The 16,407-nt window shown below is 39.9% G+C and carries 17 protein-coding genes; 11 read left to right on the plus strand and 6 right to left on the minus strand.

Features of this window, described 5'->3' with window-relative positions:
- Positions 1 to 39: 39 nt before the first annotated feature.
- Positions 40 to 1,053 carry a lactonase family protein gene (locus KIH88_RS04155; RefSeq protein WP_213988489.1) on the minus strand — a complete coding sequence of 338 codons (1,014 nt, stop codon included), beginning with the start codon at positions 1,051 to 1,053 and terminating at the stop codon, positions 40 to 42.
- Between the two features lie 176 nt (positions 1,054 to 1,229).
- Here KIH88_RS04155 and KIH88_RS04160 point away from each other — a divergent pair, with 176 nt between their 5' ends.
- From KIH88_RS04160 to KIH88_RS04185, 6 genes are all read left to right on the plus strand, one after another.
- Positions 1,230 to 3,206, plus strand: a complete 1,977-nt coding sequence (locus KIH88_RS04160; RefSeq protein ID WP_213988490.1) for a peptide ABC transporter substrate-binding protein — start codon at positions 1,230 to 1,232, stop codon at positions 3,204 to 3,206.
- A gap of 116 nt (positions 3,207 to 3,322) precedes the next feature.
- Entirely contained in the window at positions 3,323 to 4,486 is a 1,164-nt protein-coding gene (locus KIH88_RS04165) for an AI-2E family transporter (protein ID WP_213988491.1), read from the plus strand.
- Positions 4,476 to 5,705 carry a tetratricopeptide repeat protein gene (locus KIH88_RS04170; protein ID WP_213988492.1) on the plus strand — a complete coding sequence of 410 codons (1,230 nt, stop codon included), beginning with the start codon at positions 4,476 to 4,478 and terminating at the stop codon, positions 5,703 to 5,705. The genes KIH88_RS04165 and KIH88_RS04170 overlap by 11 nt, the downstream gene beginning before the upstream one ends.
- Positions 5,706 to 5,841: 136 nt before the next feature.
- Positions 5,842 to 6,483 (plus strand): amino acid ABC transporter permease, encoded by a 642-nt coding sequence (locus tag KIH88_RS04175; RefSeq protein WP_000121159.1) that lies wholly within the window; start codon positions 5,842 to 5,844, stop codon positions 6,481 to 6,483.
- A gap of 10 nt (positions 6,484 to 6,493) precedes the next feature.
- Positions 6,494 to 7,123 carry an amino acid ABC transporter ATP-binding protein gene (locus KIH88_RS04180; protein WP_213988493.1) on the plus strand — a complete coding sequence of 210 codons (630 nt, stop codon included), beginning with the start codon at positions 6,494 to 6,496 and terminating at the stop codon, positions 7,121 to 7,123.
- Positions 7,124 to 7,138: 15 nt separating this feature from the next.
- On the plus strand, positions 7,139 to 7,978 hold the full coding sequence (locus KIH88_RS04185; RefSeq protein WP_213988494.1) for an amino acid ABC transporter substrate-binding protein: 840 nt from the start codon (positions 7,139 to 7,141) through the stop codon (positions 7,976 to 7,978).
- Positions 7,979 to 8,206: 228 nt separating this feature from the next.
- Here the strand turns inward: KIH88_RS04185 and lysS are convergent, their stop codons facing one another.
- The 5 genes from lysS to KIH88_RS04210 form a co-directional block, all read right to left on the minus strand.
- A complete protein-coding gene (gene lysS, locus KIH88_RS04190; RefSeq protein WP_213988495.1) occupies positions 8,207 to 9,697 on the minus strand; it encodes a lysine--tRNA ligase in 1,491 nt (496 codons plus the stop codon).
- A gap of 136 nt (positions 9,698 to 9,833) precedes the next feature.
- Positions 9,834 to 10,457, minus strand: a complete 624-nt coding sequence (locus KIH88_RS04195) for a histidine phosphatase family protein (RefSeq protein ID WP_000780796.1) — start codon at positions 10,455 to 10,457, stop codon at positions 9,834 to 9,836.
- On the minus strand, positions 10,457 to 10,939 hold the full coding sequence (locus tag KIH88_RS04200; RefSeq protein ID WP_213988496.1) for an aminoacyl-tRNA deacylase: 483 nt from the start codon (positions 10,937 to 10,939) through the stop codon (positions 10,457 to 10,459). The genes KIH88_RS04195 and KIH88_RS04200 overlap by 1 nt, the downstream gene beginning before the upstream one ends.
- Positions 10,939 to 11,781, minus strand: coding sequence for a DUF368 domain-containing protein (locus tag KIH88_RS04205; RefSeq protein ID WP_000493299.1), 843 nt, complete (start codon positions 11,779 to 11,781; stop codon positions 10,939 to 10,941). Before KIH88_RS04205 ends, KIH88_RS04200 begins: the two co-directional genes overlap by 1 nt.
- 105 nt (positions 11,782 to 11,886) lie before the next feature.
- Positions 11,887 to 12,687, minus strand: a complete 801-nt coding sequence (locus KIH88_RS04210; RefSeq protein ID WP_033605653.1) for a glycoside hydrolase family 25 protein — start codon at positions 12,685 to 12,687, stop codon at positions 11,887 to 11,889.
- Positions 12,688 to 12,842: 155 nt separating this feature from the next.
- Here KIH88_RS04210 and glmU point away from each other — a divergent pair, with 155 nt between their 5' ends.
- The 5 genes from glmU (at position 12,843) to rocS (ending at position 16,380) form a co-directional block, all read left to right on the plus strand.
- Complete coding sequence (glmU, locus tag KIH88_RS04215) at positions 12,843 to 14,222, plus strand: bifunctional UDP-N-acetylglucosamine diphosphorylase/glucosamine-1-phosphate N-acetyltransferase GlmU (RefSeq protein ID WP_000073751.1); 1,380 nt, start codon at positions 12,843 to 12,845, stop codon at positions 14,220 to 14,222.
- Between the two features lie 9 nt (positions 14,223 to 14,231).
- Positions 14,232 to 14,777, plus strand: coding sequence for an NUDIX hydrolase (locus KIH88_RS04220; protein WP_000393798.1), 546 nt, complete (start codon positions 14,232 to 14,234; stop codon positions 14,775 to 14,777).
- Between the two features lie 11 nt (positions 14,778 to 14,788).
- Entirely contained in the window at positions 14,789 to 15,100 is a 312-nt protein-coding gene (gene macP / locus KIH88_RS04225) for a cell wall synthase accessory phosphoprotein MacP (protein WP_000517856.1), read from the plus strand.
- Positions 15,101 to 15,116: 16 nt separating this feature from the next.
- The gene (locus KIH88_RS04230; protein ID WP_213988497.1) at positions 15,117 to 15,809 is read left to right on the plus strand and encodes a 5'-methylthioadenosine/adenosylhomocysteine nucleosidase; all 693 of its coding nucleotides are present in this window, start codon (positions 15,117 to 15,119) and stop codon (positions 15,807 to 15,809) included.
- A 76-nt stretch (positions 15,810 to 15,885) separates the two neighbouring features.
- Positions 15,886 to 16,380, plus strand: coding sequence for a chromosome segregation protein RocS (gene rocS / locus KIH88_RS04235; RefSeq protein WP_000021249.1), 495 nt, complete (start codon positions 15,886 to 15,888; stop codon positions 16,378 to 16,380).
- Positions 16,381 to 16,407: the final 27 nt, after the last annotated feature.

Below are 16,407 nucleotides of genomic sequence, written 5' to 3' on the forward strand. Positions count from 1 at the left end.
AAAATGAACTTGCTTAAGTAAGTTCATTTTTATTTTACATTAATGTTTAAATGTGATGCAAACGGCTTCGGGAACTCGGAAATCGTTAGAAAGTTCAGCTAATCGACCAGTGTCAGGATTACGTTTAAAGACGGTTGCATTATCTGAATCTTGGTGAACTGCAATTAGAAATTCTTGGTCAGGAGTTAGGTCGAAATCACGTGGTGTTTTACCATGACTTGGAACAATCTCTAATAATTCCAAACTACCATCAGCTAGGATGCTAAATACAGCAATGGAATCATGACCTCGGTTGGATGCATAGAGGTATTTGCCGTCTTTTGAAAGACGAATGGCGGCGGTAGCATTAAATCCCTCATATCCATCTGGCAAGGTCGAAATGACTTGCATGCGTTCAAATTCACCAACACCATCGTAAATCAAGACTTCAATGGTACTGTTGAGTTCACAGATGAGGTAGGCAATCTTATAATGATGATGGAAAACGATGTGGCGAGCACCTGCTCCAGCTTGGCTGTGATAAGTGTAGAGTTTACTTAGTTTTCCTTCTGGGCTAACATCGTAGGTCGTTACTTCATCCGTTCCTAGATCACATGTGACGAGATACTGGTCAGGTGTTAGATCCGTAAAGTGTACATGTGGGGAAGATTGGTTTTCATGAGGACCTTGTCCGCTATGCTGATCTAGATCTGTTTGGATGAGGCTACCATCCGATTGACGTTTATAAACTAGAACTTGACCTTTATGATAGTTGGCCCCATAAACGAGACTACGTTTTTCATCTACTGCCACATAACAATGAGGAGCGCCTTCTTCCACCACATGATTTAACAAAGTGCCGTCGGTCTTGTAAGCAGCGATTCCACCCAAGCCATCCTGGCTCCCTACGGTGTATAAATGTTGCTGTTGGTCAAAGGCAAGGTAGGTCGGACTTGGTTCAGCAGCAAAGAGCTCAAGATTTGCAAGCTGGCCTGTTTCTGTATTAAAATCAGCTTTGTAAATCCCTTTAGATAAGCGACGAGTGTAAGTTCCAAAATAAACAGTTTCTTTCATGTCCATACCTCTTAATAATGATAAACTTATTATACCACAAAATGAAATTCTTAACTGACTTTTATCATTTTTTGAAAATTACAGAAAACATCTTAGGGAGATTTATTTAGTTTTTACCTTGCTTTCAAAAATCAAAGTGATATAATAATCATATATTTGATTTAAAGGAGTGTTTTATGAAAAAACGTATTTTTCTAACGGCTGCAGTAGCAGTGTTGTCATCAGCACTACTAGCAGCTTGTTCGTCTGGTGGTAAAAATGCCAACCAACCTGTGACTTATACTTATGTCTTCTCATCGGATCCTGCAACTCTGGACTATACAGTTTCTGGAAATTCCAGTACTAAACAGGTGACTGGGAATGTCATCGATGGTTTGCTTGAGAATGATCAATATGGAAATCTTGTACCGTCTGTAGCAGAGGACTGGAGTGTTTCTAAAGATGGTTTGACTTACACCTATAAAATCCGGAAAGGGATTAAGTGGTACACTAATGAAGGCGAAGAATATGGTGAAGTAAAGGCTCAGGATTTCGTGACAGGTTTGAAACATGCTGTCGCTAAGAAATCACAAGCCCTCTATCTCGTACAGGATTCAATCAAAGGGTTGGATGATTATATTAACGGGAAAACAAATGATTTTTCTACTGTTGGAATTAAGGCGACAGATGATTATACACTCGTTTATACGCTTAATAATCCTGAATCTTTCTGGAATTCCAAGACAACGATGGGTGTTTTAGCACCAATCAATGAAGACTTTTTAGCCTCTAAGGGGGATGATTTTGGTAAACCTACTGATGTTACAAGTATTCTATACAATGGTCCTTACCTTCTGAAAGGTCTCACATCGAAATCTTCAATCGAGATGACAAAAAACCAAAACTATTGGGATAAAGGAAATGTCTTTATTGATGATATAAAATTGACCTTCTTTGATGGTCAAGATGCAGACTCTCTTGGTCGTGGTTTTGATGAAGGCCACTACCCAGCAGCTCCCCTCTTTAAGAATTCTGCAAACTATGAGCGATTCAAAGAAAAATACAAAGACAACATTGTGTATGGTCAACAAAGAGGAGGTAGCTACTACATTTCAACTAATATTGACCGTGTAGCCTATAACCATACTTCTAAAACAACGGACGAAGAAAAGACATCTACTAAGAAAGCTTTGTTGAACAAAGATTTCCGCCAAGCTTTGGCTTTTGGAGCAGATCGTAAGGCTGCTGTCTCTCAAGTATTTGGTGATGAAGTTGCCCCTCGTAAATTACGTACTAGCTTTACACCTCCAACGTTTGTTCAAATTGGAGATCAATCTTTTGGTCAAGTAACAAAAGCAGAACTTGACAAGTTGGATACTGTTTGGAGCGATGTTAGCCTAGATGATGCACAAGATTCACTTCATAATGTAGAGAAAGCTAAAACCAAACTTGAAGCGGCTAAGAAAACTCTTCAAGCCGACGGTGTTCAGTTCCCTATTCATTTGGACTTGCCAGTTTCCTCTACTCAAACAGATTTTGTACGTCAAGCTCAATCGTATAAACAATCAATAGAGGAAGCTCTTGGAGTTGAAAATGTGGTGGTTGATATCCAACAAGTTTCTGATGATGAATTGGGAAGTATGACCGTTCTTGCAACTTCAAAAGACAATATCGACTGGGATATCAATCCAAACAGTGGATGGAGCCCAGACTATGCAGATCCATCAACCTATCTTGATGCATTTGATCCAACATCTGGACCAACTCTTCTTGGAGCACTTGGTATTGCACCAGGATCAGATAGTTCAGCCATTAAGGCAGTAGGATTGGATAAATACAAAGAATTACTTGATGATGCTAACAGTGAGAAAACAGATCTCGAAAAACGTTATTCAAAATATGCTAAAGCTCAAGCATGGTTGACAGATAGTGCTCTAGTTATTCCTGTACACTCAGACGGTGCCCAAATGCTTGTTACAAAGAAAGTTCCAGGAACAGGAGCAGATGGTTGGGTCGGTGATAAAACAGGCGAAAACAGTTATAAATATCTGAAGATTCAAGATAAGATTGTGACAAGTAAAGAAATGGAAGAATTTCGCAAGAAATTTGCTGAAGAAAAAGCAAAATCAAACGAAGAATACCAAAAACAACTATCAAGTCATATTAAAGATTAAATAAATCTCCTCAATTGAGGAGATTTTTCTTTTTGTCTATCTATGTAAGCACTTTAAAAAAGAGTTATTTTAGTCTAAAAATGGTATAATGAGAGAATGACAGAAAGGATGTATTTATGGAACATAAAGAGAAACATTTTAGCCTATCTTGGTTCTTCAAGTGGTTTTTAGATAATAAAGCTATTACTGTATTCTTAGTGACCTTGTTACTGGGCTTGAATCTTTTCATTCTAAGTAAGATTAGTTTTATCTTTTTACCGGTTTTGGATTTTCTAGGAGTTGTCATGTTGCCAGTTATTTTATCTGGTTTACTTTATTATCTCCTCAATCCGATTGTTGACTGGATGGAGAAACACAAAATCAATCGTGTTCTTGCCATTAGTATCCTCTTTGTTATAATTGGTCTCTTTATCATTTGGGGGCTGGCAGTTGCTATTCCAAATCTGCAACATCAGGTTTTAAATTTTGCGAAGAATGTGCCGACATACCTGGAAGATGCTGATAAGGTTATCAATGACCTTGTAACCAAACGTTTGCCAGATGATTTTAGACCGCAATTGGAGCAGGTTCTTGCTAATATTTCTACTGAGGCGACGATGTGGGCGAGCAAAATCTCTTCCCAAGCCGTTAACTGGGTCAGCGCCTTTGTCAGCAGTGTATCCCAGGTTATTGTAGCGGTCATTATCGTACCTTTCATGCTCTTTTATCTTTTACGTGATGGGAAAGGTTTGCGAGATTATTTGACCAAGTTTATTCCCACGAAGTTAAAGGAACCAGTAGGACAAGTTTTGTCAGATGTTAATAAACAGTTATCAAACTACGTTAGAGGGCAGGTTACAGTTGCTATTATCGTGGCGATTATGTTTATTATCTTCTTTAAGATTATTGGTCTCAGGTATGCTGTGACTCTAGGGATCACTGCTGGTATCCTCAATCTAGTACCTTATCTGGGTAGTTTTCTAGCGATGTTGCCTGCTTTAGTTTTGGGCTTAATAGCGGGGCCTGTTATGCTTTTGAAAGTGATTATTGTCTTTATTGTTGAACAAACGATTGAAGGTCGCTTCGTTTCTCCGCTTATTTTAGGTAGTCAGCTAAATATCCATCCGATCAATGTCCTCTTTGTTCTCCTAACTTCAGGCTCTATGTTTGGTATTTGGGGAGTTTTGCTGGGAATTCCTGTCTATGCCTCTGCCAAGGTTGTTATCTCAGCTATCTTTAACTGGTATAAAGAAGTCAGCGGTCTATATGAAGAAGGGGAGGAAATCAAGAGTGAACAATAGTCAACGCATGCTCCAAGCTTTGGATGACCAAGATTTAATCAAAGCGGATCAGTATTTTCACAAAGCCCTCGAAACAGATTCAAGTGAGGTTCTCTATGAACTAGCAAGCTATCTAGAGGGAATTGGCTTTTATCCTCAAGCAAAAGAAATATACCAAAAAATCGTTACAGAATTTCCAGAAGTGAATCTGAACTTAGCAAGCATTGCTAGCGAGGATGGCAATGTTGAGGAAGCTTTTGCTTACCTTGAGGAAATCACACCCGAAAGTGACTGGTACGTATCGGCCTTGGCCTTGAAGGCAGACCTTTATCAGTTGGAAGGATTGACAGATGTAGCGCGTGAAAAGTTACTGGAAGCCTTAAATTATTCAGATGATGCCTTATTAGTTTTTGGTTTGGCTGAGTTGGATAGCGAGTTAGGAAATTATCAGGAAGCCATTCAGGGCTACGCTCAGTTGGATAATCGCTCCATCTACGAACAAACAGGTGTATCAACCTACCAACGAATTGGCTACGCTTATGCCCAGTTAGGCAAGTTTGAAGCAGCAACTGAATTCCTAGAAAAAGCCTTAGAACTAGAATACGATGACCAAACTGCCTTTGAACTGGCTAGTCTTTACTTTGATCAAGAAGAGTATCAAAAATCTGCCCTTTACTTTAAGCAGATTGATACCATTTCACCTGATTTTGAAGGATATGAATATGGCTACAGTCAAGCCTTGCATAAGGAACATCAGGTGGAAGAAGCCCTTCGTATCGTTAAAAAAGGACTGGAGAAAAATCCATTTGAAACCCGTCTCTTGCTAGCTGCTTCTCAGTTTTCGTATGAATTGCATGATCCTAGTGCTGCAGAGCAGTTTCTCCTTACTGCTAAAGAAGATGCAGAGGATACAGAAGAAATTTTTCTTCGCCTCGCAACCATTTATATGGAACAAGAGCGGTATGAAGATATCATCGCTCTCCAAAATCAAGAACCTGAAAATCTCTTGACCAAGTGGATGATTGCACGCTCTTACCAGGAAATCGAGGATTTAGATAAGGCCTATGAGCTCTATCAGGAACTATCGTCTGACCTCAAGGACAATCCAGAGTTTCTGGAGCAGTATACTTATCTTTTGCGTGAATTGGGATATTTTGAAGAGGCAAAGGTACAAGCTGAAGCCTATTTAAAACTCGTTCCAGATGATGTTCAGATGCAAGAACTCTTAGAAACACTTTAAAAGTTATCTCTCTAAAAACGTATCCGTCAATTTGGCAGATACGTTTTTTTGGAAGAAATAGAATTTTTTTACAATTACTCTTGCTAAATTGTTTATTTATGCTATAATAGGAACAATTATTTTTAGGAGGTGCAGTATGTCTTATATGTTTGAGATATTACCAAGTTTGTTAAACGGTGCAAGTATGACACTTCAGGTCTTTGCTCTGGTTTTAATTTTTTCAATTCCCTTAGGTATTGTCGTTGCCTTTGCTTTGCAAGTCCGTTGGAAACCCCTCCATTATCTCATTGACCTTTATATTTGGGTAATGCGAGGGACTCCTTTGCTCTTGCAATTAATCTTTATTTACTATGTTCTTCCTAGCATTGGGATACGTTTAGATCGTTTGCCTGCTGCTGTAATCGCTTTTGTATTGAACTATGCAGCCTACTTTGCAGAAATCTTTCGTGGTGGAATCGAAACCATTCCAAAAGGGCAGTATGAAGCTGCAAAAGTGTTAAAATTTAGCTCCTTTGATACAGTTCGCTATATCATCCTTCCTCAGGTTACAAAGATTGTCTTACCGAGTGTTTTTAATGAAATTATGAGTTTGGTCAAGGATACTTCTTTGGTCTATGCTTTGGGGATTTCAGATTTGATTTTGGCTAGTCGTACAGCAGCCAATCGAGATGCCAGTCTTGTTCCTATGTTTTTAGCTGGAGCGATTTATTTAATCATGATTGGTCTTGTAACCATTGTAGCGAAAAAACTTGAGAAGAAGTACAGTTATTACAGATAGGAGGATTGTTATGTTAGAATTACGAAACATCAATAAAGCCTTTGGTGGCAAACAAATCTTAACCAATTTTAGCCTATCAATTCCTGAAAAGCAAATCCTCGCAATCGTAGGTCCATCAGGAGGTGGAAAGACCACCCTGTTACGTATGCTAGCTGGATTGGAAACTATCGATTCTGGGGAAATTTACTATAACGGAGAATCGCTAGCTATAGACGAACTAGAAAAGCGCAATCTTCTAGGATTTGTTTTCCAAGATTTTCAACTCTTTCCGCATTTGTCAGTTCTAGATAACTTAACTCTGTCGCCCATAAAAACGATGAGTATGGAGAAGGAAGTTGCTGAGAAGAACGCGCGTGGCTTGTTAGAACAACTTGGGTTAGCTGGGCATGCAGATGCCTTTCCTTTCTCACTTTCAGGTGGGCAAAAACAACGGGTGGCCTTAGCACGCGCTATGATGATAAACCCAGAAATTATTGGATATGATGAGCCTACATCAGCCTTAGACCCAGAATTGCGATTAGAAGTAGAAAAACTTATCCTTCAAAATAAAGAGCGTGGGATGACTCAGATTGTTGTGACCCACGATCTTCAGTTTGCGGAAAACATTGCTGATCAGATCCTTAAGGTTGATCCAAAGTAGGAGTAGGAGGTGCCTATGAAGAGAAAGAAAATTGCCCTTGTACTTGCTCTGTTCTTTAGCTTCTTCCTGACGGCTTGTACTCAGAAGGTGAGTGATCCAAATCAGGATAACTGGGCCAAATATCAAAAGCAGGGTAGCATTACCATTGGCTTTGACAATACCTTTGTTCCCATGGGATTTGAGGAAAAGAATGGCCAGTACGCGGGCTTTGATATTGACCTAGCCCAAGCTGTCTCTGAAAAGCTAGGAATTCAGATTAAATTTCAACCCATCGACTGGGATATGAAAGAAACCGAACTACAAAATGGTACCATTGATGCCATCTGGAATGGCTATACAGCTACAGATGAACGGAAAGAGAAGGTTGCCTTTACTATTCCTTACATGGAAAATCAACAAGTTTTGGTCTCTAAAAAGTCTCAAAATATCCACTCAATTCAGGATATGACAGACAAAGTTTTAGGGGCCCAGGCTGGATCTTCTGGTTATTTGGATTTTGAAGCCCAGCCAGACTTATTGAAAAATCGTGTCAAAGACCAGAAAGCCAACCAATACCAAAGTTTCAATGAAGCCTTAATTGATTTGAAAAATGACCGGATTGATGCCTTGTTGATTGACCGGGTATATGCCAATTATTATCTCCAGTCTGAAGGGATATTAAATGACTACAATATCTTTTCAGCAGGGTTTGAAAGTGAAGCTTTTACAGTTGGTGTAAGACCTGCTGATAAAACTTTGTTAGCCGCTTTGAACCAAGCCTTTATCTCACTATACCAAGAAGGAAAATTCCAGGAAATCAGCCAGAAATGGTTTGGAGAAGATGTAGCCACCAGTCAAGTTAAAAATCAAGAATAAGAAAAGAGATTGAGTTTTTCCTCAATCTCTTTTTGCATCACAAAATCCTCTGGCAAGTACCAGAGGATAAGAATTTATACTCAATGAAAATCAAAGAGCAAACTAGGAAGCTAGCCGCAGGCTGCTCAAAACACTGTTTTGAGGTTGTAGATAAGACTGACAAAGTCAGGAACATATATCTACGGCAAGGCAACGCTGACGTGGTCTGAATTTGATTTTCATTGAGTATTATTTCATTGTTGGGAAGAGCAATACATCACGGATAGTAGTTGTATCAGTGAGGAGCATGCAGAGACGGTCGATACCGATACCCAAACCACCTGTTGGTGGCATACCGTATTCAAGAGCCTCGATGTAGTCGTAGTCGATACCTGTTGCCTCATCATCACCAAGTTCTTTAGCTTTGGCTTGAGCTTCGAAACGGCTAAGCTGGTCGATTGGGTCGTTCAACTCAGTAAAGGCGTTACCGTATTCCTTGGTCATAATGAAGAGCTCAAAGCGGTCAGTAAAGCGTTCGTCTTCAGGGTTTTTCTTAGCGAGTGGAGAGACAGCCACTGGATGACCGTAGACAAAGGTTGGTTGAATCAAGGTTTCTTCGACAAATTCTTCAAAGAAAGCATTGATGATGTGACCAACTTCAGTGTAGTGTTTCTCAACTGGAACTTTCTTCTCAGCAGCGATAGCTTTAGCTTCTTCGAAAGTCATGTCTTGCCAGAAATCTACACCAGTAATTTCTTTGATAGCATCCACCATGTGAACACGTTTAAATGGTTCGTTGATTTTGATTTCAGTTCCTTGGTAGTTGACTGGGCCGTCACCTTTAACAGCTTTAGCAGCATGTTGGATAATGCCTTCAGTCAAGTCCATGATGTCTTGGAAGTCTGCATAAGCTTGGTAAACTTCGATAGAAGTGAACTCAGGGTTATGTGTAGCATCCATTCCTTCGTTACGGAAGATACGGCCAATTTCATAAACACGTTCCATACCACCAACGATAAGGCGTTTCAAGTGAAGCTCAGTCGCAATACGAAGCACCATGTCAATGTTTTGTGCATTGTGGTGAGTGATAAATGGACGAGCAGCAGCACCACCGGCCTCGTTGTGAAGTACAGGTGTTTCCACTTCAAGAAAATCATGTCCATCTAGATAACGACGAATTTCAGAGATGATTTTTGAACGAGTGACAAAACGTTCAAAGCTTTCACGATTAGAAATCAAGTCAAGGTAACGTTTACGGTAAATTGTTTCAACGTCAGTCAAACCGTGGAATTTCTCAGGAAGAGGGCGAAGTGCTTTTGACAAGTGTGTGATGTGAGTTGCCTTGATAGAAAGTTCTCCCATATCTGTACGCATGACTTCACCTTCGACACCGAGGAAATCACCGAGATCAGCCTTCTTAAAGATTTCGTAGTTTTCTTCACCGACTTCGTCTTTACGAACGTAGATTTGGATTTGACCTTCTCGGTCTTGAAGATGGGCGAAGCCGACTTTTCCTTTACCACGTTTACTAACTAAACGTCCAGCGATAGTAGCAGTTTCGTTTAATTCATGTAATTGTTCTTTATCGAGTTCTGCAAATTTGTCTTTTAGTTCTTGAGAGTTAGCAGTACGTTCAAAACGTTTACCGAAAGGATCAATTCCTTGTTCACGGAGCGCAGCCATTTTTTCACGGCGAACGATCTGCTGGTCATTTAGTTCTTCCATATGTTCTGTAGACATGAAATCCTCCTAATTTTACTCAAAATTTGATACGATGAGTCTTTTTGCGATACTCCCATTTTATCATAAATAGTCAAGAAATTCACGGATATTCTTTGAAAACTAAAAAGAACTTGACCATTAAGATCAAGTTCCATTATTTTCCTTGATAGGAAGTGTCATTCCACCTTTCCAGAGTGAAAGTTTCAAAATCCTCGGTTTCTAAAATTGTTAGACTAGCATTTGCTAAACCACCATCTTTTCGAAGAAGGGGCTCTTTATAACCTAGAAGGGTACGAAGACTAGCAGTGAGATTTGCACCATGACCAACGATTAGAACTCTCTTAGCCTGACTCCCCTTCAGAGATTTGATAAATTGAATGGTACGTTGAGTTGTACTGTAGAGGGATTCCGCTTCAAACATTCTTGTATCGAACTTAGCTAAGTTTGTACGAAAAGCCTCGATTTGTTGTGGGTAGATGGCCTCTAATGTTGCAATTTTTAATCCCTCTAGTTTGCCAAGTTGCCATTCACGCAGGTCAGGAATAGTCTCTAAAGGACATTGCGTCTGGAGTTGACTTTGGATAATTTCAGCAGATTTGACCGCTCTTGGTAAATCACTTGAATAAATCTCATCGAAAGGAATGTTGCTGAGATATTGACCGAGCACCTTTAAGGTATCAATAGACTCAGGAAGAAGAGGTGAGTCCCCTCCAGCACCTTGGAAACGTCCTTCAAGATTCCAGATAGTTCGGCCGTGACGCACAAAATAGAGTTTCATCAGTTGTCTTCCTCCAAGATATCTGCAAAATCTGCTTTCACAAAGCTAGCCAAGTCTTGTGGAGCAATAATGATACTATGCCCGACTTCCCCAGCAGAGACGATCATTTTGTCTAAATCTAAAGCAGTCTGATCAATAAAAATAGGATAGTTGTGTTTTTGGCGAATGCCGACGGGGTTATTAGCTCCATGAATGTAGCCTGTCGTTTTTTCTAGGTCTTTTTGAGGAATCATACTCACTTTTTTATTACCAGAAACCTTTGCTAATTTTTTTTCAGCGAGGTGTTCCGTTATGGGAACAATTCCGATAATTGGGCCTGTCTTGTCCCCCAGCAGAGCCAAGGTTTTAAAGATATGTGTTCGATCATATTCCGAAGGAAGTTCTCCCTCAAGCGCATTGATTTGAATCCCTGTGTGCTCAATTCCTGCTTTGGTTAAGATTTGCTCGACAAGAGTTTTTTTAATTTTTACTTTTTTTGCCATTATTTATACTTATCCTCCAATTGACTCATCCAGATACCAAGCCAAATGCCAAGTGCAAAGAAGAAGGCGATGAGAACATAGCTCACGATGGAAAGTCCAGTGTATTGGATACTTTCAGCACTTCCAGCATTTGGAATCAAAATCAAGAGGGTGCTTGATAGCACAATCCCAATAATAAAGTGATAAACACGGGAGTGGTAGTTGTTTAAGGCATGGTCCATTAATTTTGAAAAGATAATAAGAGTTGCTCCTGCACCAATCCCGATAGGAAGGAAGGTACCAAATAAATCAAAGGTCTTAAAGCCAGTTAACATTGGAGCGTACAGTCCTAAAATCAAGAGTAGATTTGATGGACTTAAACCGGGCACCAAGACACCTAGAGCTAAAAGAACACCTGCCAAGATGAAACTAGCGAAACTGGCGCTGAGAGAACCAACAACAAAGTTTAGCGCGTAGAGCCCTAGACCTGAAAGGATAAAGGTAGTCCAGAACCAGACTAGATCAATCTTATCACGATCAGATTCTCGAGTAGATTCTTTAAGGAGACTGGGAACTGTACCGATGATAGCTCCAGCAAAGCTCCACAAAACATAGACTTGGTAATTTTCTAGCAAATACTCGATTGGATAAGAAAACAAACCAATGCCTAGCAACATCCCAATAGCTACTGGGATAAAGTACAGGACATTCTCTTTAAAATCCTTAAAGGGATGAGCAAGAAAGCCAATCATTCGCTCGTAGATCCCCAAAATCGCTGCCAGAACACCACCAGAAATTCCAGGTAGGATAAATCCTAAGGCGATGACGATTCCTTTAATAACTCTTGCAATCCATGAAAACATATTAGACTCCTCAATTTCATAAATTTCTTTCTCTGTCTTATCAATTATAACACAGACGGCAAAAAAATGAAAAAGCAAGTGAAAAAGTTGCGATTTTCACTTGCTTTATGGTCTTAAAAATAGCTTTCTGAAGGTTTCTTCTTTTTCCTTATCAGTAGAAATGAGATTGATGTCTAGGTGATGTTCAAATCCTGCAATTTTTCCTTTGGAAGTATACTGATGGAGGTCATAGTCTAAATCAGTATTGGGTGTGGCCTCAAAGTAGCCTGAGTCTGTCCCATAAGAAGGAATCCAGACGGCAGAGAAATTTTCCGTATTGATGCTATGTTCTTGCATGAAATAGACACCAATGTAAATCCCGATATTTTTAGCGCCCAGCGATTCAAGTTTAGCCCGAAAAGCTTCGACTCCGTCATTCATGTCGGCCATTGTTTTTTTCTCAACGTCAAGCCAGTAATAACTAGGATTGTATGGAGAAGCAGAATTGTAGAAAACTTCAGCCGCTTTTTCCATTTCTTCTTTGTTCGTACCAGCTAGATAAGCATAAACGGCTACGGGGACATTGCGCTTTTGAAATTCTGAAATGTGATTTTTATAGGATTTATCAACTCCGTTGATAAAGGCCGCATCATTTGCTTCCGTGTGTTGAGTACCACTGTGCACACGAACAATAGCTCCAGAAATATTTTGAGATAAAATATCGTAGTTTATCTCCTCCGGTCTTTGCCAACCAGAAATGTCAATAATGGGTTTATCAAGATTATGCAAGGCCTGGTTTTCAACTTGGACAGTGTTGCTTTTTGACTTGACCGAATGGTCTTCATAAGCTGGTTTATTAAAGATTAAAATAGCTATAACAATGGTGAATAGACTAAAAATAATAGCTGGATGAATCTCTTTTCTCATATCTAATTAGTTTAACGTAAATAGATAAAAAAATCAAAGAAAACGTTGAAAAGATGAATGAACTAGCATGTTTTCCCCTATTTCTCTGTTTGTTTACTCCTAAGGAAGTAAATTATGGTATAATATAAGGGAATTTTTACAGAAAAGAGAATAGTATGTCAAATTATGCCATTATCTTAGCAGCGGGTAAAGGTACTCGCATGAAATCAGATCTTCCAAAGGTACTTCATAAGGTAGCAGGAATTTCGATGTTGGAGCATGTTTTTCGTAGTGTTGGTGCTATTCAACCTGAAAAAACAGTCACTGTTGTGGGACACAAGGCGGAGCTAGTTGAGCAAGTCTTGGCTGGACAGACAGACTTTGTTACCCAATCAGAACAACTAGGAACTGGGCATGCTGTCATGATGGCAGAGCCCATTCTCCAAAACCGCTCTGGCCACACCTTGGTTATCGCTGGGGATACTCCTCTGATTACAGGTGAAAGCTTGAAAAAACTCTTGGATTTCCATATCAATCACAAAAATGTGGCGACTATTTTAACGGCTGAAGCAGCAGATCCTTTTGGGTATGGTCGTATCGTCCGTAACGATAACGCTGAAGTTCTTCGCATTGTGGAGCAGAAAGATGCCACAGACTTTGAAAAGCAAATTAAGGAAATCAATACAGGAACTTATGTATTTGACAATGAACGTCTTTTTGAGGCTCTTAAAAACATCAACACCAACAATGCCCAAGGTGAGTATTATATTACTGATGTGATTGGTATTTTCCGTAATGCGGGTGAGAAGGTTGGCGCCTATACTCTCAAGGATTTTGATGAAAGTCTTGGGGTAAACGACCGTGTGGCTCTTGCCACTGCGGAAGCAGTGATGCGCCGTCGTATCAACCAAAAGCATATGGTTAATGGTGTTAGTTTTGTCAATCCAGAAGCAACTTACATCGATGTTGATGTCGAGATTGCTCCTGAAGTCCAAATCGAAGCCAACGTTACCTTGAAAGGTCAAACGAAGATTGGGGCGGAAACTGTTTTAACAAATGGAACTTATATCGTGGATAGTGCTATCGGAGCTGGAGCTGTGATTACGAATTCCATGATTGAGGAAAGTACAGTTGCAGATGGTGTGACAGTCGGTCCGTATGCTCATATTCGTCCAGGCTCAAGTCTAGCTTCCCAAGTTCACATTGGAAACTTTGTTGAAGTAAAAGGATCTTCAATCGGTGAAAATACCAAGGCAGGTCATTTGACCTATATCGGAAACTGTGAGGTAGGTAGCCATGTTAACTTTGGCGCAGGCACGATTACAGTTAACTACGACGGGAAGAATAAGTACAAGACTGTCATTGGCAATAATGTCTTTGTTGGATCAAACTCAACCATCATTGCTCCAGTGGAACTTGGTGATAATTCACTAGTTGGAGCTGGTTCAACGATTACAAAAGATGTTCCAGCTGACGCCATTGCTATTGGACGTGGACGTCAAGTTAATAAAGATGAATATGCACTACGTTTGCCTCATCATCCTAAGAATCAGTAGGAGTCTATCATGGAATTTGAAGAAAAAACGATTAGCCGGAAGGAAATCTATCAAGGTCCTATTTTTAAGCTGGTGCAAGATCAGGTGGAACTACCAGAAGGGAAGGGAACTGCCCAACGTGATCTGATTTTTCACAATGGAGGCGTATGTGTTCTAGCTGTGACAGCTGAGGATAAAATCGTCCTTGTTAAGCAATACCGAAAAGCTATTGAAGCTATCTCTTATGAAATTCCTGCTGGTAAACTGGAAATTGGTGAAAATGCAGATCCCATGTCGGCGGCTCTTCGTGAATTGGAGGAGGAAGTTGCCTATACGGGTAAGTTAGAGCTTCTATATGATTTCTACTCTGCTATTGGTTTTTGTAATGAAAAATTAAAACTCTACCTCGCAAGAGATTTAACTAAGGTGGAAAATCCTCGTCCGCAAGATGATGATGAAACCTTGGAAGTTCTAGAGGTCAGCCTTGAGGAAGCAAAAAACTTAATTCAGTCTGGCCATATCTGTGATGCCAAGACGATTATGGCAATCCAGTACTGGGAATTGCAAAAGAAATAGAGGAGTAGCCCATGGGAAAACCTTTGTTAACAGATGAAATAATCGAACGTGCCAATCGTGGGGAGAAAATCTCTGGGCCACCTCTTCAAGATGACGAGGAAACTAAAATTTTATCAACTTCTTCACAAAACTTTGGTTATTCACGTTCTAGAGACTATAATTCTATTCAAGATACCTTAACAATTGAAGTAGAGCCAACGATTCATAAGAGCCGTCGCATTGAGAATACTAAGAGAAATGTTTTTAACTCGAAACTAAACAGAATCTTATTTACAGTCATCCTTCTCTTGATTTTACTTGTGTTGGCGATGAAACTTTTGTAATAGAAAAGGAAATAAAATGAAAATTGGAATCATTGCAGCAATGCCAGAAGAGCTCCTACACTTGACTCAGAATTTAGATAGAGCACAAGAAGTCCAAGTCCTCGGAAATACTTACTACACTGGCACTGTTGGCAAGACAGAAGTTGTTCTAGTTCAGAGTGGGATTGGAAAGGTCATGTCAGCTATGAGTGTAGCTGTTCTAGCTGACCATTTCCAAGTGGATGCCGTTATCAATACAGGATCAGCAGGTGCAGTTGCAGAAGGGATTGCCGTTGGAGATGTAGTGATTGCGGATAAACTTGTCTACCATGATGTGGATGTAACTGCTTTTGGCTACGCTTATGGTCAGATGGCTGGTCAACCTCTTTACTTTGAATCCGATAAGAACTTTATCACTAGAATTCAAACAAATTTATCTCAATTAGAACAGACCTGGCACCTAGGATTGATTGCCACAGGGGACAGTTTTATAGCTGGAGATGATAAGATTGCTAGTATCAAATCCCACTTTCCGGATGTTTTAGCAGTTGAAATGGAAGGGGCAGCGATTGCACAGGCGGCTCAGGCTCTTGGCCTACCTTTCTTGGTCATTCGTGCCATGAGCGATAATGCCAATCACGAAGCTTCTATCTCTTTTGATGAGTTTATCATTGAAGCTGGACGTCGTTCTGCCCAAGTTTTACTGGCCTTTTTAAAGGCTATGGATTAAGCGGAAATTTGACAGTTTATCTAGCTTATGATAAGATTTAAGTAAAGAAAAGCTAGAAAACGTTTCAGAGGATATTATGAGTATTGAAATGACCGTCAGTGAGATTGCAGAGGTCTTAGGACTCTCTCGTCAAGCAATCAACAATCGTGTCAAAGAACTTCCAGAAGAGGACACGAAAAAAAATGACAAAGGGGTAACTGTAGTTACTCGAAGTGGCTTGATCAAGCTAGAAGAAATCTATAAAAAAACGATTTTTGAAGATGAACCAGTCAGTGATGATGTCAAACAACGCGAACTGATGGAAATCTTAGTCGATGAGAAAAATGCTGAAATTCTTCGTTTATATGAGCAGCTCAAGGCCAAAGACCAGCAGTTAGCAGAAAAAGATGAACAGATGCGTGTTAAAGATCGACAGATTGCTGAAAAGGACAAACAATTGGACCAACAGCAACAATTAACTCTTCAAGCTATGAAGGATCAAGAAAGTTTGAAACTAGAGTTGGACCAAGCAAAAGAAGAAGTTCAAGCTACCAAAAAAGGCTTTTTTGCTCGCTTATTTGGAGGAAAATAAAGAAGCTGTTTGGGTTATTCACTAACC

The sequence above is a fragment of the Streptococcus oralis genome (assembly GCF_018448765.2).
GTDB classification, from domain to species: Bacteria; Bacillota; Bacilli; order Lactobacillales; family Streptococcaceae; genus Streptococcus; species Streptococcus oralis_BM.